The 23,878-nt window shown below is 71.9% G+C and carries 26 protein-coding genes, 2 tRNA genes and 1 riboswitch; of the genes, 14 read left to right on the forward strand and 14 right to left on the reverse strand.

The window, feature by feature from the left end:
* Positions 1–2: 2 nt before the first annotated feature.
* The gene (locus ACUP6Y_RS16295) at positions 3–383 is read right to left on the reverse strand and encodes a hypothetical protein (RefSeq protein ID WP_462551841.1); all 381 of its coding nucleotides are present in this window, start codon (positions 381–383) and stop codon (positions 3–5) included.
* Positions 384–524: 141 nt separating this feature from the next.
* On the opposite strand from ACUP6Y_RS16295, the gene ACUP6Y_RS16300 reads away from it, so the two are divergent.
* The 5 genes from ACUP6Y_RS16300 to ACUP6Y_RS16320 all read left to right on the forward strand — a co-directional run bounded on the left by ACUP6Y_RS16300 (position 525) and on the right by ACUP6Y_RS16320 (position 4,125).
* Positions 525–1,535: a mechanosensitive ion channel family protein gene (locus ACUP6Y_RS16300; protein WP_462551843.1), complete on the forward strand. Its 1,011-nt coding sequence runs from the start codon at positions 525–527 to the stop codon at positions 1,533–1,535.
* A gap of 8 nt (positions 1,536–1,543) precedes the next feature.
* Entirely contained in the window at positions 1,544–1,936 is a 393-nt protein-coding gene (locus ACUP6Y_RS16305) for a globin (RefSeq protein ID WP_462551845.1), read from the forward strand.
* A gap of 92 nt (positions 1,937–2,028) precedes the next feature.
* Positions 2,029–2,691 (forward strand): hypothetical protein, encoded by a 663-nt coding sequence (locus ACUP6Y_RS16310; RefSeq protein ID WP_462551847.1) that lies wholly within the window; start codon positions 2,029–2,031, stop codon positions 2,689–2,691.
* Between the two features lie 105 nt (positions 2,692–2,796).
* Positions 2,797–3,327 (forward strand): RNA polymerase sigma factor, encoded by a 531-nt coding sequence (locus tag ACUP6Y_RS16315; protein ID WP_462551849.1) that lies wholly within the window; start codon positions 2,797–2,799, stop codon positions 3,325–3,327.
* Positions 3,328–3,348: 21 nt separating this feature from the next.
* Complete coding sequence (locus ACUP6Y_RS16320) at positions 3,349–4,125, forward strand: enoyl-CoA hydratase/isomerase family protein (protein ID WP_462551851.1); 777 nt, start codon at positions 3,349–3,351, stop codon at positions 4,123–4,125.
* Here the strand turns inward: ACUP6Y_RS16320 and ACUP6Y_RS16325 are convergent.
* Positions 4,109–5,011: an acyl-CoA thioesterase gene (locus tag ACUP6Y_RS16325; protein WP_462551853.1), complete on the reverse strand. Its 903-nt coding sequence runs from the start codon at positions 5,009–5,011 to the stop codon at positions 4,109–4,111. The two genes, ACUP6Y_RS16320 and ACUP6Y_RS16325, sit on opposite strands and share 17 nt — an antisense overlap.
* Before the next feature lie 109 nt (positions 5,012–5,120).
* Positions 5,121–6,419 (reverse strand): ISL3 family transposase, encoded by a 1,299-nt coding sequence (locus ACUP6Y_RS16330; protein ID WP_462551837.1) that lies wholly within the window; start codon positions 6,417–6,419, stop codon positions 5,121–5,123.
* A 265-nt stretch (positions 6,420–6,684) separates the two neighbouring features.
* Between ACUP6Y_RS16330 and ACUP6Y_RS16335 the strand changes: the two genes are divergently transcribed.
* A complete protein-coding gene (locus ACUP6Y_RS16335; RefSeq protein ID WP_462551856.1) occupies positions 6,685–7,209 on the forward strand; it encodes a MarR family winged helix-turn-helix transcriptional regulator in 525 nt (174 codons plus the stop codon).
* Between the two features lie 26 nt (positions 7,210–7,235).
* Here the strand turns inward: ACUP6Y_RS16335 and crcB are convergent, their stop codons facing one another.
* The 7 genes from crcB to ACUP6Y_RS16370 form a co-directional block, all read right to left on the reverse strand.
* Positions 7,236–7,595: a fluoride efflux transporter CrcB gene (crcB, locus tag ACUP6Y_RS16340; RefSeq protein WP_462551858.1), complete on the reverse strand. Its 360-nt coding sequence runs from the start codon at positions 7,593–7,595 to the stop codon at positions 7,236–7,238.
* Positions 7,592–8,092: a fluoride efflux transporter FluC gene (locus tag ACUP6Y_RS16345; RefSeq protein ID WP_462551860.1), complete on the reverse strand. Its 501-nt coding sequence runs from the start codon at positions 8,090–8,092 to the stop codon at positions 7,592–7,594. The genes crcB and ACUP6Y_RS16345 overlap by 4 nt, the downstream gene beginning before the upstream one ends.
* A 40-nt stretch (positions 8,093–8,132) precedes the next feature.
* A riboswitch (Fluoride riboswitch) is annotated at positions 8,133–8,197 on the reverse strand.
* Positions 8,198–8,236: 39 nt separating this feature from the next.
* The gene (gene ettA, locus ACUP6Y_RS16350) at positions 8,237–9,919 is read right to left on the reverse strand and encodes an energy-dependent translational throttle protein EttA (RefSeq protein WP_462551862.1); all 1,683 of its coding nucleotides are present in this window, start codon (positions 9,917–9,919) and stop codon (positions 8,237–8,239) included.
* Positions 9,920–9,928: 9 nt separating this feature from the next.
* The gene (locus ACUP6Y_RS16355) at positions 9,929–10,339 is read right to left on the reverse strand and encodes a single-stranded DNA-binding protein (protein WP_462551864.1); all 411 of its coding nucleotides are present in this window, start codon (positions 10,337–10,339) and stop codon (positions 9,929–9,931) included.
* A 216-nt stretch (positions 10,340–10,555) separates the two neighbouring features.
* Positions 10,556–12,148 carry a GTPase gene (locus ACUP6Y_RS16360; protein ID WP_462551865.1) on the reverse strand — a complete coding sequence of 531 codons (1,593 nt, stop codon included), beginning with the start codon at positions 12,146–12,148 and terminating at the stop codon, positions 10,556–10,558.
* Positions 12,145–13,884 carry a dynamin family protein gene (locus ACUP6Y_RS16365; protein WP_462551867.1) on the reverse strand — a complete coding sequence of 580 codons (1,740 nt, stop codon included), beginning with the start codon at positions 13,882–13,884 and terminating at the stop codon, positions 12,145–12,147. The genes ACUP6Y_RS16360 and ACUP6Y_RS16365 overlap by 4 nt, the downstream gene beginning before the upstream one ends.
* Entirely contained in the window at positions 13,881–15,002 is a 1,122-nt protein-coding gene (locus ACUP6Y_RS16370; protein ID WP_462551869.1) for a PrsW family intramembrane metalloprotease, read from the reverse strand. The genes ACUP6Y_RS16365 and ACUP6Y_RS16370 overlap by 4 nt, the downstream gene beginning before the upstream one ends.
* A gap of 71 nt (positions 15,003–15,073) precedes the next feature.
* Between ACUP6Y_RS16370 and ACUP6Y_RS16375 the strand changes: the two genes are divergently transcribed.
* The 3 genes from ACUP6Y_RS16375 (at position 15,074) to ACUP6Y_RS16385 (ending at position 18,451) form a co-directional block, all read left to right on the forward strand.
* Positions 15,074–16,504 (forward strand): aminopeptidase P family protein, encoded by a 1,431-nt coding sequence (locus ACUP6Y_RS16375; protein ID WP_462551871.1) that lies wholly within the window; start codon positions 15,074–15,076, stop codon positions 16,502–16,504.
* 51 nt (positions 16,505–16,555) lie between these two features.
* Complete coding sequence (locus ACUP6Y_RS16380) at positions 16,556–16,996, forward strand: universal stress protein (RefSeq protein WP_462551873.1); 441 nt, start codon at positions 16,556–16,558, stop codon at positions 16,994–16,996.
* A 108-nt stretch (positions 16,997–17,104) separates the two neighbouring features.
* On the forward strand, positions 17,105–18,451 hold the full coding sequence (locus ACUP6Y_RS16385) for a malic enzyme-like NAD(P)-binding protein (RefSeq protein ID WP_462556747.1): 1,347 nt from the start codon (positions 17,105–17,107) through the stop codon (positions 18,449–18,451).
* Here the strand turns inward: ACUP6Y_RS16385 and ACUP6Y_RS16390 are convergent.
* Positions 18,381–18,869 (reverse strand): group I intron-associated PD-(D/E)XK endonuclease, encoded by a 489-nt coding sequence (locus ACUP6Y_RS16390; protein ID WP_462551875.1) that lies wholly within the window; start codon positions 18,867–18,869, stop codon positions 18,381–18,383. The two genes, ACUP6Y_RS16385 and ACUP6Y_RS16390, sit on opposite strands and share 71 nt — an antisense overlap.
* Positions 18,870–18,979: 110 nt before the next feature.
* Between ACUP6Y_RS16390 and ACUP6Y_RS16395 the strand changes: the two genes are divergently transcribed.
* The 3 genes from ACUP6Y_RS16395 to ACUP6Y_RS16405 all read left to right on the forward strand — a co-directional run bounded on the left by ACUP6Y_RS16395 (position 18,980) and on the right by ACUP6Y_RS16405 (position 20,645).
* Positions 18,980–19,056: transfer RNA gene (locus ACUP6Y_RS16395), tRNA-Arg, on the forward strand.
* Positions 19,057–19,170: 114 nt separating this feature from the next.
* Entirely contained in the window at positions 19,171–19,842 is a 672-nt protein-coding gene (locus tag ACUP6Y_RS16400; RefSeq protein ID WP_462551877.1) for a FadR/GntR family transcriptional regulator, read from the forward strand.
* Positions 19,839–20,645 (forward strand): ABC transporter ATP-binding protein, encoded by an 807-nt coding sequence (locus ACUP6Y_RS16405; RefSeq protein WP_462551878.1) that lies wholly within the window; start codon positions 19,839–19,841, stop codon positions 20,643–20,645. The genes ACUP6Y_RS16400 and ACUP6Y_RS16405 overlap by 4 nt, the downstream gene beginning before the upstream one ends.
* Positions 20,646–20,710: 65 nt before the next feature.
* Here the strand turns inward: ACUP6Y_RS16405 and ACUP6Y_RS16410 are convergent, their stop codons facing one another.
* From ACUP6Y_RS16410 to ACUP6Y_RS16420, 3 genes are read right to left on the reverse strand one after another with little or no spacing between them, the layout of a single operon-like run.
* Positions 20,711–21,730: an adenosine deaminase gene (locus tag ACUP6Y_RS16410; protein ID WP_462551879.1), complete on the reverse strand. Its 1,020-nt coding sequence runs from the start codon at positions 21,728–21,730 to the stop codon at positions 20,711–20,713.
* Between the two features lie 32 nt (positions 21,731–21,762).
* Positions 21,763–22,494, reverse strand: coding sequence for a DsbA family protein (locus ACUP6Y_RS16415; protein ID WP_462551880.1), 732 nt, complete (start codon positions 22,492–22,494; stop codon positions 21,763–21,765).
* The gene (locus ACUP6Y_RS16420) at positions 22,494–23,006 is read right to left on the reverse strand and encodes a MauE/DoxX family redox-associated membrane protein (RefSeq protein ID WP_462551881.1); all 513 of its coding nucleotides are present in this window, start codon (positions 23,004–23,006) and stop codon (positions 22,494–22,496) included. The genes ACUP6Y_RS16415 and ACUP6Y_RS16420 overlap by 1 nt, the downstream gene beginning before the upstream one ends.
* Before the next feature lie 80 nt (positions 23,007–23,086).
* On the opposite strand from ACUP6Y_RS16420, the gene orn reads away from it, so the two are divergent.
* Positions 23,087–23,722: an oligoribonuclease gene (orn, locus tag ACUP6Y_RS16425; RefSeq protein WP_462551882.1), complete on the forward strand. Its 636-nt coding sequence runs from the start codon at positions 23,087–23,089 to the stop codon at positions 23,720–23,722.
* A gap of 48 nt (positions 23,723–23,770) precedes the next feature.
* Positions 23,771–23,846, forward strand: a tRNA-His gene (locus ACUP6Y_RS16430).
* Positions 23,847–23,878 lie beyond the last annotated feature (32 nt).

Raw genomic sequence — 23,878 nt, forward strand, 5'->3', positions numbered from 1 at the left:
GACTACCAGCCGCCGCCGGCGCCGCCGGCCTTGGAGTCATCGGAGTCGGGAGCGGCGAGCTCGCCGGCCGCCTTGCGCGGGCCACCGAGCCACTGGTTCTCCGGCTCGAGCGCGTCGAGACTGAGGTCCTCGCCGCGGGCCAGGGCCGGCGCGACGAAGAGCAGCGTGACGACGATGAAGGCCAGCAGCGGGACACCGCCGAGGTAGAGCCAGGCGTGCAGCACGTCGATGTCGGGCTTGGCCTCCCAGCTGGCGGCACCGTTGCCGGGCCGCGGCTCCGGGGTGTCGGCGAACGCGGAGCCCGCTGCGGCGACGACGAGCAGGGCGCTCACCCCGACGAGGGAGCACACGGCGAGCAGGCGGCGTACGGCAGTGCTGGTCACGTGCCGCATGCTATCGGCTCCGGTTACCGCGCGCGGTAGCGGTGTCCGCCCCGGCGCTCAGCCTTGATCCGCCGGCGGGTGGCGCGCAAGGAGCCAGCCACCGGCGGATCGAGGCTCAGGTCGCTTTGGGACACTGGGCGGATGCCAGTTCTCCCCCTGTCCCTCGCCCTGGCCAGCATCGCACCGACCGGTCCGTGCGCCGAGGGCGAGACGGTGTGCGACCTGACGTGGGACGTGACCGGGAACCGCCGGCTCGCGCAGTGGTCCGACGTCATCATCGGCAAGCCGCTCGCCATCGTCGGCCTGGTCCTGTTGGGCGTGGTCGCCCGCTGGCTGCTGCATCGCGTGGTCGACCGGATCGCCCGTCGCGCCGAGCGCGGCGTACTGCCCGAACGGGTCGAGAGCGCGGTGACCGCCCGCCGCAAGCAGCGGGCCGCGACCATGGCCGGCGTCCTCAAGAGCATCATCACGTTCGTCGTGGTCGCGATCGCCGGCACCATGGTGCTCAGCGAGGTCGGCGTCGACATCGCCCCGATCATCGCGAGCGCCGGCATCATCGGCATCGCGCTCGGCTTCGGCGCGCAGTCCCTGGTCAAGGACTTCCTCGCCGGCATCTTCATCTTCATCGAGGACCAGTACGGCGTCGGCGACGTCGTCGACGTGGGCGACGCCAGCGGCACGGTCGAGGTGGTGACGCTGCGGATGACCCGGCTGCGCGACATCGAGGGCACCGTCTGGTACGTCCCCAACGGCGAGATCCTCCGAGTCGGCAACAAGAGCCAGAACTGGTCGCGTGCCGTCATCGACGTCCGGGTCGGGTACGACGAGGACCTGGCCCGGGTGCAGCGGATCCTGCGCGAGGTCGCCCACGACCTGCGCGACGACGACGAGTTCAGCCACGTGATCATCGAGGAGCCCGAGGTCACCGGCGTCGAGCTGATGGCGCCGGACGCGGTGACCATCCGGGTGATGGTCAAGACCGCTCCGCTCGAGCAGTGGGCGGTCGCGCGGGCGCTGCGGCAGCGGATCAAGGCCCGCTTCGACCACGAGGGGATCAAGGTGCCCTACGCCCAGCAGGTGGTCTGGCACCGCGAGGACCCCGAGGAGCGCGACGGGGCCGCTGTGCGGGCCACCACCGCCGACGAGGGATGATGGGTGACGTGACCACCGGCAGCGACGAGACGAGCTTCTACGACGAGATCGGCGGGTTCGAGACCTTCCGCCGGATCGTCGCGAGGTTCTACGAGGGCGTGGCCGCCGACGAGGTGCTGCGCCCGATGTACCCGGAGGCCGACCTCGGGCCGGCCGAGGAGCGCTTCTTGCTGTTCCTCGTCCAGTACTGGGGCGGGCCGACGACCTACTCCGAGAATCGCGGGCACCCGCGGCTGCGGATGCGGCACGCGCCGTTCGCGGTCGACCTCGACGCGCGGGACCGGTGGCTGCGCCACTTCCGAGCCGGTCTCGACAGCGTGGACCTCACGCCCGAGCAGGACGCCCGGTTCTGGGAGTACGTCACCCACGCCGCCACGTTCATGGTGAACACACCCGGCTGAGAATTCTCCCGGGGCGATGTAACACCGGGACGGGGCCGCGACATGTTCGGGTTGAGAGCACACCCGCCTCGCCCCACCAGCAGAGCAGGCCGATGACCCCCGAACGCGCCACCGAGCGGCTCCGCGTCGACGTACCGACGCTCGAGCCCGACCCGGCGTTCCTCGGCATGCTCGCCCACCTGAGTGCGACGTCGCAGGCCACGCTCCCCCGATCGACTCGGTCGGCCGGACTCCGGCTGGCGCTCGCGACCGGCTCCGTAGCCGTCATCGCGGCCGCCACCTGGGCAGCGGGCGTTCCCACCGGCGGAGGTGCCCCACACTCTCCCGCCGACAGCCCGCCCCAGGTCGGACCGTCCAGCACACCGAGTCCCGGAGACGTCGGAACCCCACACTCCGACGTAACCACCCCGCCCGGCAGCCCCTTGTCCCCGGGGCTGCCGGGCAACTCCTCCCCTTCCGCCGAGCATGCGACCGATCCGGGTGGTCGCGCGGGCGGCTCGACTGACGGCAGGTCCGCCGGCAAGCCGAAGAAGCAGGGCAAGTCGGGCAAGCCGGACACGCACGACGATCGCGGGGGCCGGAACGACGGCTCTCGCGACGGCCGCGGACACGCTCACGGCTGGGAGCACGGCGGGGGCCACGACAACGACCGGGGCCACGACAACGGCTGGGGCCACGACAACGGCTGGGGCCACAACAAGGGCCGGGGCGACCGGGACGACGGCGATCGCCGTCACCGAGGGACCACAGACTGACGCGTCACCCATACGCACGATGGTGTCGGACCGGGAGACAATGGGCTGCCGCGTTCCCAGAGGAACTGCGGTCCGGGACCGACAAGCAGAGGTGGGACACGTCCGGTGCGGGCCGACGACGAGCTCGTCACCGCCGCCAAGAGCGGTGACGCCGCAGCGTGGCGCGAGCTCTATCGCGACCACGCCGGTCGGCTGCTGCTGTGGCTCGAGGCCCGCTCCAGCGGCGGCGAGGCACCCGACGACATCGCCGCCGCGGCCTGGCTGGTCGCGGCGGAGCGGATCGCCGACTTCACCGGCACCCGCTCGGACTTCGGCGGCTGGCTGTTCGGCATCGCCCGCAAGCACGCCGCCAACGCGGCGCGGCGTACCGCCACCCGGGTCAAGGGCCTCGCCATCCTGGCCGCCGATGCCGAGTTCGCGGCACCCGGCCCCGAGACCAGCATCCTGGCCGACGAGTGGGTGCGCCGGGCACTGGCCGCCCTGCCTCCCCGCGAGCGTGACGTCATCGCCTGCACCGAGGTGCTCGACCTCGACGTGAGCTCGACCGCCGCGGCGCTCGGCATGACGGCGGTGGCGGTGCGGGTGGCCCGTCACCGCGGCCTCAAGCGGCTGCGCACTCACCTCAACCCGCAATAGAACAGGTTCTATCATGGGTGCATGACGCTGCTCGTGGCCGACGACCGCCGGGTCCGCACCCTCACCCTGGACCGCCCCGAGGCGCTCAACGCCTTCAACGAGGAGTTGTACGACGCCACTGCGGACGCGCTCCTCGCCGCCGCGGACGACCCCGGCGTGGCGGTGGTGCTGCTGACCGGGGCCGGCCGCGCCTTCAGCGCCGGCACCGACCTGCTCGAGATGCACCAGCTGGCCACGAACCCCGACTTCCCGCGCGGCCGGCACGGATTCATCGGGCTGGTCGACACGCTGGTCGACTTCCCCAAGCCGCTCGTCGTGGCCGTCAACGGGCTCGGGCTCGGCATCGGCGCGACCATCCTCGGCTTCGCGGACCTGGGCTTCATGGCCGACGATGCGCGGCTCAAGTGCCCGTTCACGTCGCTGGGCGTGGCTCCGGAGGCCGCGTCGTCGTACCTGTTCCCGGCGCTGGTCGGCCGTCAGCACGCCGCGTGGGCGCTGCTCTCCTCGGAGTGGATCGGCGCCGCCGAGGCACGGGAGATGGGCCTGGTGAAGGAGGTCTGCGCGCCCGCCGAGCTGCTGGCCACGGCACGCCGGCACGCCGAGGTGCTCGCCACGAAGCCGATCTCGTCGCTGGTCGCCGTCAAGCGGACCATGACCGAGCCGCACCGCGCGGCGATCCGCGCGGCCCGGGACCGCGAGAACGCCGCCTTCGCCGAGCTGATGGGCGGCCCGGCCAACCTCGAGGCGCTGACCGCCTTCGCCGAGGGACGCGAGCCGGACTTCACCCGGCTGCCGTGACCATCTCTCCCAGGGCGTCGATCAGCGCCTCCCGGAAGCCGGGCGGCGGCGTCACCGAGCGCTGGGCCTCGGCATCGAAGAAGACCAGCACCACCTTCGAGCGCGCCAGCACCGCCCCCTCCTGCGATCGGTCCGTCCCGTCGGTGATCTCGGACTCGATGGTGATCGACTTGGTCCCGACGCTGGAGATGACCGACCAACTGTCGTAGGACTGCGGCCGCAGCACGATCGGGGCGACGTACTCCACGTCGGACCGGGCGATCACGCTCGACATCCGCGGAAAGCCGGTGAGCGCCTGGCGCAGCCGCCCGAGGGTGGCGATCCGGGACTCCTGGAAGTACTCGAAGTACATGACGTTGTTCACATGGCGGTAGATGTCGAGATCGGAGAAGCGCACCTGCACCGGGTAGTGCGCGGCCCGGTCGCGGGGCACGTCGACGAGGACGGGACGCGAGCGGAGGTCGGCGAGCTCGGCGTACGGCGCCAGGGCAGTGCGCTCCTGGTCGTCGAGGCGGCGCGGCTGCTCGGTCGCGAGCACGAACGGCGCCAGCACGGTCCGGGCCCGCAGGTAGACCGTGCGGGTGCCGTCTGGCCGCTCCTCGAAGACCTCGTGGTCGAGCGTGAAGCTCGCCGTGCGGATCTCGCTGACCCACGACTCGATCGACACCGACTGGAAGCGGAAGCGGAGCGGCGCCACGAAGGTGACCTCGTGGCGGCGCACGACATAGGCGTCGTTGTGGTGATGCTCGACGCCCGCCGCGGTCCGACAGGCGTGCAGCAGCGCGCCGCGGGCCTCCTGGAGATAGTCGACGTACTTCACGTTGTTGACGTGGTTCAGCTGGTCGATGTCACCCCAGCGCAGGGGGCAGTCGTAGCGGTGCCGCACCCCCGCCATGCTTCCAGACCCGGCGGGCGCGTGGGGCACCGCTCCGCATGCGGGACCGGGACCCGCGCCGGGTCGGCAGAAAATGGGGCTCTCCTGACGCATCTGTGGGTCAGTTTCGGCCGGGGAGTGCTGGGCGGTAGCCGCCGAGGTTGAGCATCGCGAGGGCGATCAGAGCGTGGGCGGAGTGGAATCCGTAGGCCATGCGGGTGATGAGGCGGATCTTGGTGTTGGTCGACTCGATGAGCCCGTTGGACAGGCCGTGCTCGATCGCTGCGAGGATCCGGGCGCGGTGTTTGACGATGCTCTTCTGCAGCTTCACGAACGCTGGGATCCGGCAGCGACGGGCCCAGCTGACCCAGCGGTCCAGCGCAGCGACGGCGGCCTTGTAGGGCACCCGGAACACCATCCGGAGCCCTTCCTTGAGCAGGTAGGCCCGATACAGCCTCGGGTCGGTCGCAGCGATCCAGGCCAGCATCGTCTGCTGGTTCTCGGTGAGGTCTTCGGGGTTCTTCCACAACGAGTACCGGGCACCCTTGAGCGTCTTGGCCCGCTCGTTGCCGGGCCGGGGCGGCGCGTCCGCGGGTGGGCGTCCACGACCACGCTTCGGCTCCTTCCTGGCCTGCTTGCGGGCGTCGTTCCATGCCTCGCGGCGGACCTCGTCGAGGGCGTCGGTGGCCCACTTCACGATGTGGAACGGGTCAGCGACCCGGACCGCGGCCGGGCACATCTGGGCGACGATGGCGTCGATGAAGTCGGCTCCATCCGCGCTCACGTGGGTGATCAGCTTGCAGCGTTCGGGGCCGAGGAGGTCGAAGAACTCCCGCACGGTCGCTGAGTTGCGTCCCGGGGCGGCCCATACGAGGCGTCGGGTGTCGTGGTCGACCACGACCATCAAGTACTTGTGGCCCTTCTTGTAGGAGATCTCGTCGATCCCGATCCGCCGTAGGCCGGCCAGACGATCATGCTGGGCATCGATGTCAGCCCAGACCCGGGTGATGATCGCCCCGACAGTGCGCCACGCGATTCGCATCAACTCGGTCGCGGTGGTCTTCGAGGCCCGCGTCGCCAGCCAGGCGACCTGATCATCGAAGGCCAGCGTGTGACCGGCGTCGTGCCGAGCCCACGGGACATGCGCGACCACGACACCGTGGTCGCGGCAGCGGACCCGAGGGGTGTCTGCCTCGAGCATCGCGACCGTCGTGCCCAGGTCGAGCGACCGCCAGCGACGCCGTCCCGGCCCGGTGTCGTAGCCAGGACACCGACGCCGACAGATCCCGCACCGGCCCTGTTGCCTGCTGGTGGGTCGGACATGAGCGATCAGGACCTGGGCGTCCTCGTCGTACTCGACCTTCTCGATCACCGTCTTCTCGACCCCGAACACGCCTCGCCATAGGCTGACATCACGCACGCCGCTCTCCTGTGCACCTGGTTCCTGTTCCTAGACAGCTCAGAAACCTAGACAGGAAGCGGCGTGCGGCTCGTTCAGGCGCGCTCAGACACCCACAGGTACGTCAGGAGAGCCGAAAATGGTTCGAGATCCGCGCCGGGTCAGCGCCCAAGGCGAGCCTGTTTGCGCCGGGTCAGCGCCCAAACGAGGTCAGTTTGCGCCGGGTCGGCGTCGGCGGGGAGTGGACACAGGAGGGTGCTGATCCGCAGGGACTTAGACTGACGCGGTGACTGAGGCCGGGACCGACGAGAGCGCCACCGCCGTGGCGAGCGGCCCCGAGCCTCGATGGCTCGACCAGGACCAGCAGCGGACCTGGCGCTCGTTCCTGCTCGGCACCACCTTGCTGCTCGACCGGCTCGACGAGGACCTGCGGCGCGAGCACGGGCTCTCCGCGGTCGAGTACGAGATCCTGGTCCGGCTCTCCGAGGCCGGCGGCACCCTGCGGATGGCCCAGCTGGCCGCGGCCCTCGCTCACAGCCGCAGCCGGGTGACCCACACGGTGAAGCGGATGGAGAACGCCGGGCTCGTGGTCCGCGAGGAGTCGCCCGACGACGGCCGCGGCGTCGACTGCCGGCTGACCGGCACCGGCCTCGCCACGCTGCGCACGGCCGCACCCGACCACGTCGAGACGGTGCGCCGCTCGCTGGTCGACCTCGTCGACGCCGCAGACCTCCAGGCGCTCGGCCGGGTGATGAACGCGGTCTGCGACCAGCTGATCTGCGCGCACCCCGAGCGCGAGATCCGGTCGTAGCCCCGGGGGCACCGGGAGCCGTCGTCTCACCAGCACGCCGTCAGCGCGAACCCCACGAACGCCGCTCCCACGCCACCGAGGAGCGTGACCGCCAGGTTCCCGAGCGCTGCCCCGCCCGCCCTGCTCTCGACCAGGCGCACCGTCTCGAAGGCGAAGGTGCTGAACGTCGTGAAGGCGCCGCAGAAGCCGGTGCCGAGCAGCAGGAGCAGGTCCGCACCGGCCGCGCCGCCGTAGAGGCCGCCGAGCAGGAACGAACCCGACAGGTTGATCGTCAGGGTCCCCCATGGGGTCAGCGCGGTGTGCCGCGACTGCACGAACCGGTCGAGCAGGTACCGCGCGGGTGCGCCGATCGCCGCCCCCACGCACACCAGGAGCCACGCCGTCACGACCGCGCCTCCTCATCGGCGCCGGCGCGCGCCACCAGCCGCACCGCCAGCCGCGCCGCGCCCAGTCCCACCCCGACCGCGACGAGGGCGGCCGCGATGCTGCCGAACAGGTACGCCAGCGCCAGTCCCGGATGGGGATGGGCGCCGGCCAGCAGCTCGCGGACCTGCACGGCGTAGGTCGAGAAGGTGGTGAACCCGCCGAGGACGCCCACGCCCGCGAACGGACGGAGCAGCGGGTGCGCGGCACGGGTCTCCTGCACCACCACCATCAGCCCGCCCAGCAGCAGCGACCCGACGACATTGGTCGCGAAGGTCGCCCAGGGGAAGCCACTCGCGGGCGTCGGCCAGGCCAGCTCGAGTCCGTGCCGCGCGAGCGCACCCAGCATCCCGCCGATCGCGATCACCGCCAGCGTCGCGCGGTGGGCGGCCAGCTCGGTGCGCTGGTCGATGGAGCCGAGGTCGACATCGGGATCGACGGGCTCGGTGGGGTGCGTCATGGGTCTCCTACCTTCGTCGGGCCCCGGGCAGGGCACGGTCGCAGAGGTAGGGACTGTCAGCAGCAGGCGCTGCGGTTGTCGGCGAGCCCCATCGCCATCGGGGTCAACCTAGCAGGGCCGACCAGCGCCCCCGGCCAACGGCCGTCAGTCGCGGGTCAGGCGGCGGTGCGTGACCCGGTGCGGCCGGGCCGCCTCGAGGCCGAGGCGCTCGATCTTGTTCTCCTCGTAGGAGGCGAAGTTGCCCTCGAACCAGAACCAGTCGCCCTCGTTGTCCTCGGTGCCCTCCCAGGCGAGGATGTGGGTGGCGATCCGGTCGAGGAACCACCGGTCGTGGGAGGTGACCACGGCACAGCCGGGGAAGTCGAGCAGCGCGTCCTCGAGCGAGGACAGGGTCTCGACGTCGAGGTCGTTGGTCGGCTCGTCGAGGAGCAGCATGTTGCCGCCCTGCTTGAGGGTGAGCGCCAGGTTGAGTCGGTTGCGCTCACCGCCGGAGAGCACCCCGGCCTTCTTCTGCTGGTCGGGCCCCTTGAAGCCGAAGGACGCGACGTACGCGCGGCTGTTCATCTCGAAGTTGGCGACCTTGATGAAGTCCAGGCCGTCGGAGACGACCTCCCAGACGTTCTTGTTGGGGTCGATGCCGCCCCGGCTCTGGTCGACGTAGGAGATCTTCACCGTCTGCCCGACCGTCAGCCTGCCGGAGTCGGGCTCCTCGCCGCCGGTGATCATCCGGAACAGCGTGGTCTTACCGACGCCGTTGGGGCCGACGACGCCCACGATGCCGGCGCGCGGCAGCGTGAAGGAGATGTCGTTCCACAAGATCCGGTCCTCGAAGCCCTTGGTGAGGTGCTCGGCCTCGAGGACGACGTCACCGAGGCGCGGGCCCGGCGGGATGTTGATGTCGGCGGCGTCGATCTTGCGGGCCTTGTCGGCCTCGGCGGCCAGCTCCTCGTAGCGGGCCAGACGCGACTTGGACTTGGTCTGGCGCGCCTTGGCGTTGGAGCGCACCCACTCCAGCTCCTTCTCCAGCATCTTGGCGCGCTTGGCATCCTTGGCGCCCTCGACCTTGAGCCGCTCCTTCTTCGTCTCGAGGTACGTCGAGTAGTTGCCCTCGTAGCCGTGGATCGAACCGCGGTCGACCTCGGCGATCCACTGCGCGACGTTGTCGAGGAAGTAGCGGTCGTGGGTGACGGCCAGCACGGCGCCCGGGTAGCTCTTGAGGTGGCCCTCGAGCCACTGGACGGACTCGGCGTCGAGGTGGTTGGTGGGCTCGTCGAGCAGCAGCAGGTCGGGCTGCTGGAGCAGCAGCTTGCACAGCGCGACGCGGCGGCGCTCGCCACCCGAGAGATTGTCGACCAGGGCGTCGGACGGCGGGCAGCGCAGTGCGTCCATGGCCTGCTCGAGGCGGCTGTCGAGGTCCCAGGCGTTGATGTTGTCGAGCTCGGTCTGCAGCTCGCCGGTCTCGGCCATCAGCGCATCCTGGTCGGCGTCGGGATCGCCCATCTCCATGTAGGCGTCCTCGAGGCGCTTCATCTTCGCCTTGACGTCGGCGACGGCCTCCTCCACGTTCTCGAGCACCGTCTTGCCCTCGGTCAGCGGCGGCTCCTGCTGGAGCATGCCGACCGTGGCGTCGGGGTCGCGGACGATGTCGCCGTTGTTGGGCTGGTCGAGGCCGGCCATCAGCTTGAGCAGCGAGGACTTGCCCATGCCGTTGGGACCGACGACGCCGATCTTCGCGCCGTGCAGGAACGACAGCGTGACGTTGTCGAGGACCACCTTGTCGCCGTGGGCCTTGCGAACGTTGCGCAGAGAGAGGACGTATTCAGCCACGCGCCAAATCTACGCAGCGACCACCTCACCGTCGCGCTCGGGGTCGCTGCCCGCGCCGGAGGCGGCGACCTTGACGAAGCTCGAGGTGCCGCGGGTGAGGTCGTGACCGATGGTGACGGCGTCGATCTCCAGGGCCACGACCTCGACGCCGCTCTTGTTGACGTACGTGCGGTGGTCGAGGCGCCCGTGGACGACCACCGCATCGCCTTGTCGCAGCGATGGCTCGCCGTTGGTGGCGAGCCGGCGCCAGGCGCTCACGGCGTACCACTGCGTCTCGCTGTCGACCCACGCACCGCTCGAGCGGTTGAAGTGGCGCGGGGTGCAGCCCAGCCGGAAGCTGAGGACGGGTACGCCGCCGACCTCGCGGAGCATCGGCGTGGTGCCGATCCAGCCCTGGACGGTGAGCATCGTCTGGTTCATCGGATCTCCCTTCGTCGGTGCCGGCCGCGGGAGCGACCGGGCGACGACGAGTCCACCCCATCGGTACGACGACCGGTGCCGGCGCGCCGGCATGCTGTGGAGAGCGCTGGTGGAGAACCACTCCTGTGGATGCGCGACGGATCCTTCAGGCAGTCCTGGTGCGCCTGGGACCGGGTCTCGTGACGCCCTTCGGCCGCTGTCCGCGGGTTCGCAGGCTCACCCGCGGGCGGCCTCCACCCCCCGCCGAAAGGCTGCGTACGACGCGAGCTCGGTGCGCAGCGGCTGCACCACGTCGCTCTCGAGGACTTGGTGGACGACCCCACGCAGCCGCTCGTCGGCCTGCTCGGCGCGCTGGCGGGCCAGGCCACGGACCAGCATCCGCCCGAGCGCGGAGAGCAGCAGGCCGAGCACCAGTCCCCCGAGGCCGAGCACGGCCGGCAGCGGGAGGCCGGCGACCTCGGTGAGGTTCCCGGTCGTCCCCTGGATGGCGGCGACGCCCCACCAGACGAGCCCGCCGACCGCGGCGAGCAGGAGCAGCCAGTGCAGCACCCGGACCAGGCTCACCCAGGCGGGCAGCCGGCCGCCGAGGTCGACGCCCTGCAGGCCCTTCTCGAGCTGGTCGCCGGTGGCGGCCAGCCGGGGCGTGATCACGTCGCGGACTCGCGGCGACCAGGCCGGCCCGACCCCGTCGGACGCCTCGTCGGCGAGGGCGCGGATCGTGGTGTCGACGGCCGCACGGTCCAGCGGCGCGACCGCGGGCTCGCCACCCACGATGTCGTCGCCGCGGCGCGGCAGCGCGAGGGGCGGCCAGGTGACCGCGCCCCGGGCCCGCTCGGCCACGGTGCGCTCGATGCCGTCGACGACGGCGGAGACACCGGCCGCGTCGGCGATGCGGTCCTCGACCTCCTCGACCCGACGACCGGGGAGCTCGCGGGCCGGGGTGGTGCCGCCGGCCTGCTCGAGCCGGCCCGCGGCGGCCACGATGTCCGCCTCGACCCGCAGGGTGGTGCTCTGCTTGTCGTGAACGCGGCGCAGGATCTCGGCGCGCAGCTCGGCCATGCCGATGCCCTCGCGAGCCGAGATCGGCAGCACGGGGACGTTGGGGAGCCCGTCCTCGGCGAGCAGCCGCCGGACGTCGTCGACCATCGCCTGGCGGCGCTCCACCGGCACCGTGTCGATGTGGTTGAGCGCGACGAGCATGACCTCCTGGTGGGTGCCCATCGGCTTGAAGTAGCGGTCGTGGACCGCCGCGTCGGCGTACTTCTGCGGGTCGAGGATCCACACCATCAGGTCGGCGACGGCGACGAGCCGGTCGACCTCGAGGTGGTGGGCGACCTCGGTGGAGTCGTGGTCGGGCAGGTCGAGGAGGACGACGCCGTCGAGCTCGGACTCCGAGGGGGTGTCGAGCATGGAGTCGCGCATCGTCTGGTGGCGCGGCGGGATCCCGAGCCAGTCCAGCAGCTCGCCGGCCCCCTGGCTTCCCCACACGACCGCGGTGGCCCAGGAGGTCGTGGGGCGACGGATTCCGACGGAGGAGAGCTCGAGCCCGGTCAGGGCGTTGTACGTCGACGACTTGCCCGAGCCGGTCGCGCCGGCGATGGCGACGACCGTGTGACGAGCCGAGAGACGCAGCCGGCCGGTGGACTTGTCGACCGCCGCGGCGACCTCGTCGAGCAGTGCGTCGGCCACCCGGCCGCGCGCCGCCTCGACCGCGGCGCCGAGCCCGTCGACGCGGGCCGCGATCGGCGTGCCGCGGGTCGCGAGGTCGCCCGGGATCGCGTCGGTCCCCTCAGCCAGCGGTGTTGTCACAGGTGTCCACCCGTCCCCTTCTTCGCCGCGGCGAACCGCAGGTCGTCCACTCGTCGCGCCGCCTGGCGCAGCTGGTCCGGCGCGTCGGGCTTGAGCTCCCACTGCGCGGCCGGCGCGAGGTACCGGGCACGCTCGGCGCCCATCAGCATCGTGAGCCGGCGGGCCAGGGTGCCGCGAGCCTGGTCGACCACGCGGGCCGCGCCGGCCTCGCCGATCGTGCTGTCCAGCAGGGTCCGGCCCAGTCGCACCGACTCGGCCGCGGCGCCCTGGACGTCGGGACCGGCGAGCGCCACGACGCCGAGGGTGACCGCGAGGCCGCGGGCGCCCAGGGCCAGGAAGCGCGCGCTGTGGCGCGCGTCGCCGGCCTCGTGCTTGACCAGCTCCTGGAGCTCGTCGTGCCAGGCCCGGATCTCCTGCTCGGCCTGCGAGCGCAGCCCACGCCCGGCCCGGGCGAGGTCGTCGGTCGTCGACTTGAGCAGCGCCTCGCCGTAGGACCGCTCGCGCCAGGCCGCGGCCGCCGTCGCGGCGGCCCGCTCGGCGTGGTCGGCGGCCAGCGCCTCGAGGCCCATCTCGATCGCGACGCCCACCCGCTCGGCCTGCTGCGGCTTGCCCTTGATCGCATTGACCAGCCGCTCGCGCACGAAGCCCACCTTGGCCTCCAGCGTGCGGGTCAGCTCGCCGCTGCCGACGAACTCCTGCCAGCGGGCGAGCAGGTCGCCGCGCAGCAGCGTCCCGTCGCCACCGGCGGCGAGCAGCGCGGCCTGGGCGTCGTCGTAGACCTGGTCGGCGACGGTGAGCAGCTCCCCCACCGACTCGACCTGGAGCGCGACGGCGTCGGCGATCGGGAACGCCTTGCGCGTCACGGTGCGCACCGCGCCGGCGACGGTCTGGTTCACGACGTCGCGCTTGGCGGCGACGTCGGAGGCCAGCGCCGCGAGCCAGCCGTTGATCTCGGTGCCGTACGACGCCGGCAGCAGCCCGTCCTCGCTCACCTCGCCCTGCGGTACGGCGAACAGCGGGCTGTCCTTGAGCCCGCGGGCCGCCATCATCCGCGCGAGGTGGACCGAGACGGTCGCGACGTCGTCAGGCGAGGTACGGCTCAGCACGAGGGCGACGGCGGTGTTGCGCTCGACGGCGTTCTTGAGGTGGTCCCACGGGACCTGGTCGGAGTAGCGGGCCGCCGAGGTGACGAACAGCCACAGGTCGGCGGCGGCGAGGAGCTGGGCGGCCAGCTCGCGGTTGCGCTCGTCGACCGAGTCGACGTCGGGCGCGTCGAGGATCGCCAGCCCGCGGGGCACCGAGTCGCTGGGCACCAGCTGGATCGCGAACTGGTCGGTCGTGGGCTGGGCGACCCGAGCCAGCTCGGGCAGCAGCCGGTCGGCGCCGAACCAGCGGCCGTCCTCGGGGTGGTGGACCAGGACGGGCGAGCGCGTGGTGGGCCGCAGCAGGCCGGGGATGGTGACCCGGCTGCCGATCAGGGTGTTGACGAGCGTGGACTTGCCGGCGCCGGTCGAGCCGCCGACGACCACGAGCAACGGCGCGTCGATCTCGGTGAGCCGCGGGATGATGTAGTCCTCGAGCTGCTCGATGATGTGCTCGCGGCCGACCCGCAGCGCGTCGACGCCGGGGAGGTCGAGCGGCAGCGGCGCGTTGAGGAGGGATCCGTGCAGGCGGACCACCTCGGTGAGCATCCTGCTCCCGAGGAAGGTGTCGCTGAGATCGGCGCCGAGGGTCATCGCTGGGGTACCACCTGTCCGGGGAATGCGATCCGTGGCCGGACCAGCTGGATCCGGCTGAGGAAGTCCTGGCCACGCACCTGCCAGTCGGCGGGCGCGGTGCCGCGCAGCAGCCGATGGTGCAGATAGCCGAGCTCGATGGCGGCCTGCTGGTAGTCGCGCATCGCGCGCTCCGCCTCGGGGCCGCCGGCCCGCCGCGCGTGCCGGCGGGCCTCGCGCCGGGCCCGCAGGTCGACCACCCAGCCGATGTCGGTGGCCGGCAGCAGGCCGCGCTGCGCGGCGTCGGTGAGGGCCACCCGCAGCAGGTGGGCCTCGGTCTCGCGGGCCCACCAGGCGAGCGTGATCATGCCGATGAAGGCGGGCGCCATGATCACGACGTACACGATCGCGAAGGAGCCGAACCCGAAGACGGTGGAGCCGTTCCAGGTCGCGTGCGCGAGGACGGCGAGCAGGTAGCCGCCGAGCGGAGCGAGCCAGCGCACCGCGCGGCTGCGCGAGGAGACTGCCAGCCCGACGCCGACGCCGGTGAACGCGGTGAAGAGCGGGTGCGCGAAGGGGCTGAAGACGCCGCGGACCACGAAGGTGCCGGTGATCGCCTCGATGCCGCCGGGGCCCATCCCGTCGGTGCCGTTCCAGGCCGCGGCGAGGTAGAGGATGTTCTCGGTGAAGGCGAAGCCGACGCCGACCATGCCGGCGTACACGATGCCGTCGAGGATCCCGTCGACCTCCGCGCGGCGCCACCACAGCAGCAGCACGAGGAACAGGCCCTTGCTGGCCTCCTCGATCACCGGCGCGACGACGGCCAGCGAGAAGGTGTCGGTGAACCCGACCACCAGGCCGCCGAGACCCTGGACCACGATCGCGGCCATGGTCGCCACGAACGCACCCCAGGCCAGGCCGGCGACGAGCAGCGCCCGCGGCTCGGGCTCGTAGCGGTCCAGCCACAGGTACGCCGCCAGCACCGGCCCGACCGGCAGCGCGGCGAGCGCGGTCGCGAGCAGGGTGATGGCGGGGGCGCCGGACAGCGCGAGGATCAGCAGCGTGAGCAGCGCGCCGAGCACCACCGCCACGGTCACGACGACCGTGAAGGCGAGGCTGTCGCGGCGGGCTGCGGGCATGGGGGAACCCTATCCGGAGCGGCTGCTCCGCCCCCGATCGCCGGTGAGATGAGCGAGCGTACATTGGTCGGGTGAGTGCGGACACCCCCAACGACAGTGCCCCGAACGCCCCCAAGACCGAGCAGCACGACCCGGCCGTGCCCGAGGCCTACGCCGCCTTCATGCGGACCGGCTGGGACGAGCGCGAGGACGACGTCGCCCGGCACCCGGTCGCCGACCTGGCCGCCGCCCGCCGGGCCCGGCTGGCCGAGGCGTTCCCGGGCGAGCGCCTGGTGCTGCCCGGGGGCGGCTACAAGGTCCGCGCGTACGACACCGACTACCGGTTCCGCGCCGACACCGCCCACGCCTACTACTCCGGCAACCACACCTCCGACGCCGTGCTGGTGGTCGAGCCCGACGGCTCGTCGGTGCTCTACGCCCGGCCCCGCTCGGGGCGTGAGAGCGACGAGTTCTTCCGCGACCGGCAGTACGGCGCGCTGTGGTCCGGCAAGCGCCCCTCGGCCGGCGAGCTGGAGGCCGCGCTCGGCCTGAGCGTCAAGCACGTCGACGAGCTCGAGGCCGACCTGGCTCGCGGCGCGAAGACCCGGGTCCACCGCGGGGTCTCGGCGAGCGTCGACGGACTGGTCGCCGGCGACGATGCCCGCGACGCCGAGCTGGCGCGGGTCGCCTCCGAGATGCGCCTGGTCAAGGACGCCTGGGAGGTCGCCGAGCTGCGGGCAGCCGTCGACGCGACCACGCTCGGCTTCGAGGACTGCGCGCGCGAGTGGGACCGCGTGATCGAGCACGGCGAGCGCTGGCTCGAGGGCACCTTCTTCCGCCGCGCCCGCACGATGGGCAACGACCTCGGCTACGACTCGATCGTCGCCAACGGCTCGCACGCCACGACCCTGCACTGGATCGAGAACTCCGGCGCCGTCGTACCCGGTGACCTGATCCTGCTCGACATGGGCGTCGAGGGCGCGAACCTCTACACCGCCGACGTCACTCGCACCCTCCCGGTCAGCGGCACCTTCACGCCGCTGCAGCGCGACCTCTACACCCTGGTGCTGCGCTCGCAGGAGGCCGCACTGGCCGCGTTGCGTCCCGGCGAGCGCTTCCTCGCCGGCCACGACGCCGCGATGCAGGTGCTCGCCCACGGCCTCGACGACCTCGGCCTGCTCCCGGTGTCGGTCGACGAGGCCCTCTCCCCCGACTCCCGGGTCTACGCCCGCTGGACCCTCCACGGCGTGAGCCACATGCTCGGCATGGACGTCCACGACTGCGGCCAGGCCGCGCCCGAGGCGTACCGCGAGGCGAGCCTGGTCGAGGGCATGGTGCTGACCGTCGAGCCGGGCCTCTACTTCCAGGCCGACGACCTGCTCGTCCCCGAGGAGCTGCGCGGCATCGGCATCCGGATCGAGGACGACGTGGTGGTCAGCGCCGGCGGCGTCGAGAACCTCTCCGCGGCTCTCCCCCGCACCCCGGACGCCATCGAGGAGTGGATGGCGGCCCTGCGCGGGTGAGGTGACCTCGGTCACGCTAGTTTTCTACGTCCAGGCATGAAGGAGAGAGCGATGGCGGACAAGACGATCGTGACCGGAGTCGACGGCAGCGAGACCGCGCTGGCGGCGGCCGAGCGGGCGGCGGTGCTGGCCGGCGCCCTGGGCGCGCGGCTGCACGTGGTGTCCGCGTACGGCAAGTTCGAGCAGGAGACCGTGAGGATCGGCAGCGACACGATGTTCCTCAGCTCCGAGAAGGACGCCGAGGACGTGGCTGCCAAGACCACCACGACCCTGCGCGCGGCGTACCCGGACGTCGAGATCACCAGCAGCGCCGCCGAGGGCAAGCCGGGTGAGGCGCTGGTGGCGACCGCCGAGGCGCTCGGCGCCGAGCTGATCGTGGTCGGCAACAAGCGGGTCCAGGGCATCGCCGGGCGGGTGCTCGGCAGCATCGCCCGCGACGTCGCGGCGCACGCGTCCTGCGACGTCTACGTCGCGCACACGCACCAGAGGTAGTCCCGCCGCCGCTCCCGGGTCGCCTGCGACTTCCGAGTAACCCCGGGGCGGGACGAGACTGGGGCCGTGCCCTCCAAGACCGCCACTGCCTCGTCGTACTCCATCACGATGCGCCTGCACACCACCGTCGACCACGGTGTCGTGGGCGAGGTCGCCACCGCGATCGCCAGCGCGGGCGGGATGGTGACCGCGATCGACGTCGCCGACTCCAGCGCGCACCGCCTCACCGTCGACGTCACCTGCTCGGCCGCCGACGCCGAGCACGCCGCCGAACTGCAGGCCGCGGTCGCCGCGGTCGACGGCGTCGAGGTCCACAAGGTCTCCGACCGGACCTTCCTCATCCACCTCGGCGGCAAGATCGAGGTCGCCTCCAAGGTCCCGCTGCGCACCCGCGACGACATGTCGCTGGCCTACACCCCCGGCGTGGGCCGGGTCTCGATGGCGATCTACGAGAACCCCGAGGACGTGCGCCGCCTGACCATCAAGGGCAACGCGGTCGCCGTGGTCACCGACGGCTCGGCCGTGCTCGGCCTCGGCAACATCGGCCCCGGCGCCGCGCTGCCGGTGATGGAGGGCAAGGCCGCGCTGTTCAAGAGGTTCGGCGAGATCGACGCCTGGCCGATCTGCCTCGACACCCAGGACACCGACGAGATCGTGCGCGCGGTCGAGCTGATCGCGCCCGGGTTCGGCGGCATCAACCTCGAGGACATCGCCGCCCCACGCTGCTTCGAGATCGAGGCCCGGCTGCGCGAGCGTCTCGACATCCCGGTCTTCCACGACGACCAGCACGGCACCGCCATCGTCGTCCTCGCCGCGCTCACCAACGCCCTGCGGGTAGTGAAGAAGGAGGTCGGCGCGGCGCGCGTCGTCGTGTCCGGCGGCGGCGCGGCCGGCACCGCCATCGTCAAGCTGCTGCTCGCGGCCGGCGTGCAGGACGTCGTGGTCGTCGACCGGCACGGCGCGCTCGTCGCCGGTGACCCCGGGCTGTCCGAGGCGCACCAGGAGCTGGCCGCGCTGACCAACCGCGCTCGTCGGACAGGCGGGCTGCAGCAGGTGCTCGAGGGCGCCGACGTGTTCATCGGCGTCAGCGCGCCCGGCATCCTCAAGCCCGAGTGGATCCGGACCATGGCGACCGACCCCGTGGTCTTCGCGCTCGCCAACCCGGACCCCGAGGTCGACCCGGCGGCCGCCGCCCGGTTCGCCGCGGTCGTGGCGTCGGGCCGCTCGGACTTCCCGAACCAGATCAACAACGTGCTCGCCTTCCCCGGCGTGTTCCGGGGCCTCCTCGACGCTCGGGCCTCGGAGGTGACGATGGAGATGATGCTGCGGGCCGCGGAGGCGATCGCGCACGTCGTGCGCGACGAGGAGCTGAACGCGTCGTTCATCATGCCGTCGGTGTTCCACCCCGAGGTGCATCACGCGGTGGCCGCGGCGATCGCGCACCAGGCAGAGTGAGCCCGGGCTCGGGGATCTCGCGGAAGTCCGAGGCGAACCAGACGCCCGCGCGCTGGTTGTTGCGGCTGGGCGTGATGCGGAGGGTCACGGATCCGGCGTGGTCCTGGGGCCGGACGTAGTAGCACTCGTCGGTGTCAGGGCAATAGACGCAGAACAGGTCGATCTCGGCCTTGTCGATCCGACGCGTGTGCGTACCGTGCTGGTCGGCCCACGACGACTTGAACGCGACGAACACCCCGCCGGACACCGCCGCGGGGTACTTCACCTGGATCCGATGGAATCGCCCGTCAAGGTAGGCCGCCAGGTCGAAGGGCGCGTGCTCGGTCATCGGCACGAGGACCTGGTATCCCTTGCCGACCAGGTCCGCATATGCCTTGGCGACGCCGAGATCGCCCTTGTCCTTGGTGTGGTGCGCCATGCCGCCTCCCGAGTCGCATCGCCGAAACCGGGCCATCGTGCCGGCCCGGCTCGACACAAATGTCGTAGCCGCCGCGGCCCCATCAAGAAGCCGGGCTAGCCTTGGGGAAGGCCTCCGTAGCTCAACTGGATAGAGTCGTGAGCTTCTACCTCACTTGTTGCGGGTTCGAGTCCTGCCGGGGGCGCCAGGCCCGGAGTTGGGTGGCTGAGAGTGACCTATCGATCACTCTCAGCGACCCAACTCCCCGTTCCGGGCCGGGTTAGACTGGCGCGACTCCTCAGACAAGTAGACAAGGTCAGCCATGCCCGCCCAGGTACGACGCGAGCCGCTCGCCGACCAGGCGGCCGAGCTCCTCCTCGCGCGGATCCGCGCGGGCGAGTGGCAGCTCGGCCAGCGCCTGCCCGGGGAGACCACGCTGGCGCCCCAGCTGGGCGTGGGCCGGTCGACCGTGCGCGAGGCGATCCGTCAGCTCGCGGGACGCGGTGTGCTGACCACCCGGCAGGGCGCGGGGGTCTTCCTCACCGCGCTCGACGTCCGGGAGGACTGGGACCTGGTGCTGCGGCGGGCCGACATCGTCACGGTGATCGAGGCTCGCACGGCGATCGAGGCCGAGGCGGCGGCGCTGGCGGCCGAGCGACGCACGCCCACCGAGCTGCGCGCGATCCGGCGGGCACTGGCCGACCGGGCCGAGCGTCGTACCGACATCGAGGCCCATGTCGACGCCGACATGGCCTTCCACCGCGCCGTGGTGGTCGCGGCCCACAACCCGGTCCTGGTCGAGCTGTTCGACGGCTTCGTCCCGCGCAGCCGCACCGCGATGGTGGAGATGCTGCGGCTGCGGCCCGGCTTCGACCACGCCACCGACCACGAGGCGCACGACCTGCTGTGCCGGGCGATCGCCGAGGGCGACGCCCCCTCCGCGGCCCGGCTGAGCCGCACCCACCTCACCTCGCTCAAGGAGAGCCTGACATGAGCAGCACCGTCCTCGACCTCAACGACGTCGTCTTCCGCCGCGGCGGCGGCGAGATCCTCCACGGCGTCGACCTGACCGTCCGGGCGGGCGAGCACTGGGCGCTGCTCGGGCCCAACGGCGCGGGGAAGAGCACACTGCTGGGCTTCTGCAGCGCGCAGGTGCATCCGACGTCCGGGACGGTCGACGTGCTCGGCCGCCGGCTGGGCCGGGTCGAGCTGCAGGAGCTGCGCCGCCACATCGGGCACGTCAACCCGCGCCACCCGCTGCAGTCCGGGCTCACCGTCCACCAGGTCGTGCTGACCGGGATCACCGGCACCATCGAGCTGCCGATGCGCTGGACGCCGAGCGCCGAGGAGATCGAGCGGGCCGACGAGCTGATCGTGGAGGTGGGCCTCTCCCACCGACGCGACGCCCGCTGGCCGAACCTCTCCCAGGGCGAGCGCGGCCGGGCCCTGATCGCCCGCGCGCTCACCGCCCAGCCCGACCTGCTGCTGCTCGACGAGCCGACGACCGGGCTCGACGTCGCGGCCCGCGAGCAGCTGCTGGGCGTGCTCGACCGGCTGGCGCACACCGCGCCGGAGGTGGCCTCGGTGCTGGTCACCCACCATCTCGAGGAGCTGCCGACCACCACCACCCACGCACTGCTGCTCGCGCACGGCCAGGTCGTCGTCGCCGGCCCGGTCGCCGAGGCGGTCACCACCGAGACCATCACCCGCACCTTCGAGCACCCGATCGAGGTCGACCGCGACGGCGGCCGCTGGCGGGCCCGGGCACTGCCCCCGGCGCGCCTCCACAGCGCCTGAGCCCGTTCGTCGTAGAAAGGAACCAGCCCCGCGGGAGGTATGAGCCCCGTGGGGCTCGTTCGTCCCTACCCCGGGTAGGCGGCGATCTCGGCCCGGACCCGGTCCTTCACGTCGTCGGGGGCGAAGGACGCGTCCACCCCGGCGCGCGCGAGGTCGGCCAGCCCGGACTCGTCGAGACCGAGCAGGTCCGCGGCGATCTCGTACTCCCGGTTCAGCGTGGTGCCGAACATCGGCGGGTCGTCGGAGTTGATCGTGACCACCACGCCCGCGTCCACGAACCGCGGCAGCGGATGCTCGGCGAGCGAGGCGACCGCGCGGGTCGCGACATTGGACGACGGGCAGACCTCGAGCGGGATCCGGTGCTCGGCGAGGTACGCGAGCAGCGCGGGATCGGCGGCCGCGGACGTGCCGTGGCCGATCCGCTCGGCGCCGAGGTCGCGCAGCGAGGTCCAGATGGTCTCCGGACCGGTGGTCTCCCCCGCGTGCGGGACCGAGTGCAGCCCCGCGGCCCGGGCCGCGGCGAAGTGCGGGACGAACCAGTCACGCGGCACCCCGATCTCCGGGCCGCCGAGCCCGAAGGCGACCAGGCCCTCGGGCGCGTGGTCGAGTGCGAAGCCCAGGGTCGCGTCGGCCGCGGGTACGCCCGACTCCCCCGGGACGTCGTAGATCCAGCGCAGCACCAGGCCGAAGTCGCGCTCGGCCGCGACCCGGGCGTCCTCGATCGCCTCGGTGTACGCCTCGATCGGCATCCCGCGGTCGGGGTCGTGGGGCAGCACGGAGGTGTACGGCGTGCAGGTGAGCTCGGCGTACCGGACCGACTGACCCTCGTGGAGCTCGCGCGCGATCTCGTAGGTGAGGTAGCGCACGTCCTCGGGGGTGCGGACCAGGTCGACGACCGCGAGGTAGACCTCGATGAAGTGGGCGAAGTCGCGGAAGGCGAAGAAGTCCCGCAGCAGGTCCGGGTCCGAGGGCACCGTGCCGGGATGCCGCGCGGCCAGCTCGGACACGATCCGCGGTGAGGCGGAGCCGACGTGGTGGACGTGGAGCTCGGCCTTGGGCAGGCCGGCGACGAAGTTGCTCAGCACGCGCCGATCCTGCCAGCCCGCCTCCCCCGCGGTCACTCGAGTGCCGCGACCAGGTTGCTGGCCATGTCCTGGATGGTGCGCCCGTCCTGGTAGACCTCGCCGTCGAGCAGGATCGTCGGCGTGCCGGTGACCCCGCTGTCACCGGCCTCCTTGGTGGCCTTGTCGACCCACGCCTTCTGCGCGACGCTCTCGATGTCGGCGCGCACGTCGCCCTCGGTGGCGCCCGCCTCGACGGCGAGCTTCACCAGGTCGTCGTTGGTGACCGAGTCCGGGTCCTTCTCGGAGGGCTGGTTCTCGTAGAGCAGGTCGTGGAACTTCTTCGCGACGTCCGGGCCGGACTTCTCCAGGACCACCGCGAAGGCGCTGGTGGCGCGGATCGGGTAGTCGCCGAGGCTGCTGAGCAGGTCGAAGGGACGGTACTCGACGTAGACCTTGCCGTCGGCCGCGAGCCGCTCGAGGTCCTTGCGGGTCGAGCGCTCGAGCTGGCCGCAGTAGGGACACAGGAAGTCCTCGTAGATGACCACCGCGTGCGGTGCGTCCGAGCTGCCGATGGTCACGCCGTAGTCGCTCGAACCGGCGCCGGCGGCCTTGACCTCGTCCTTGTTGAGCAGGCTGATGCCGATCGATCCGCCGACGATGAGCACCATCACGACGAGCACGCCGCCGATGGTGAGGATCCGGCGCCGGGCCTCCCGCCTCTTCTGGGCGGCCCGCATCTCGGCGGCCTTCTGCGCCCGCGCATTGGCCTTCGAGTTCGACGACATCAGCTCACGGCTCCTTCGGTGGCGGCCCGCTCCTCGGGCCGGTGGGTGAACAGCAGGGAATCCAGGGACAGCCGGGTGCGGCGCAGGGACACGACCAGCAGGGACGCGGCCAGCAGCGCGGCGTCGCGGGCGATCTCCCAGGGGTACGCCGACGCGGCGCCCGCCTTGGTCCCGCCGCCGCCGAAGCAGCCGCAGTCGATCTCGATCTCGCGCGCCCAGACCGAGGAGATGCCGACGATGAAGGCCACGAACAGCAGCGCCGAGACCGCGGCGGCGCCGCGGGCGAACACGCCCAGCACGAGCGCCAGGCCCACGACCAGCTCCACGGCGGGCAGCGCGATCCCGACCAGCTCGGCGAGCGAGGACGGCAGCAGCTGGTAGGCGCGCACCGCGTTGATGCTCGCGTCGGGCTCGGTGATCTTCAGTCCGCCGGCGACGATCCACACCGCACCGGTCACCAGACGGGCCGCCAGACCCGCCCAGGCCAGCGTGGATCGCCCGGTGTCCCTCATGCCGGTGAGGCTAGCCGGACCCGCTGAGCGGCTGCTGAGAACCCGGCGGTGCGGCGTCGTACGGCGTAGGGTGCAGCCTCGTGAACGAACGACTGGTCTGGATCGACTGCGAGATGACCGGCCTCGACCTCGGGGCGGACGCCCTGATCGAGGTCGCGGCGCTGGTGACGGACTTCGACCTCAACGTCCTCGGCGACGGCGTCGACGTCATCATCAAGCCGCCCGCGGAGGCGCTCGACCAGATGATCGAGTTCGTCCGGAACATGCACGAGTCCTCGGGCCTGCTCGCCGAGCTCGAGAAGGGCGTGACCCTGCGGGAGGCCGAGGAGCAGGTGATGGCCTACCTGCGCGAGCACTGCGGCAAGGACAGCCGGCCGCCGCTCGCCGGCAACTCGGTGGCCACCGACCGCGGCTTCGTGGCCCGTGACATGGCCGAGCTCGACGCCTTCCTGCACTACCGCATCGTCGACGTGTCCTCGATCAAGGAGCTCTCGAGGCGCTGGTTCCCGCGGGCCTACTTCAACGCGCCGACCAAGCGCGGCAACCACCGCGCCCTGGCCGACATCCAGGAGAGCATCGAGGAGCTGCGCTACTACCGCGACACCGTCTTCGTGCCTCTCCCCGGCCCGGACTCCGACGCCGCCAAGGACGCCGCCGCCCGACACGGCGGCTCGATCACCGGTCTCGGCGGCCGGGAAACCGATACCGATTCCTGATTCGGGAGCGCTAGCCTCTACACTCGTCCCCGGCTTGCAAGAGTCATGGTGGGTATAGCTCAGCTGGTAGAGCGCCGCGTTGTGGTCGCGGATGTCGCGGGTTCGAGTCCCGTTACTCACCCCAACGAGTCCGGCCCCGGTCCTTCAGGACCGGGG

The organism is Nocardioides sp. S5-5 (genome assembly GCF_054954065.1).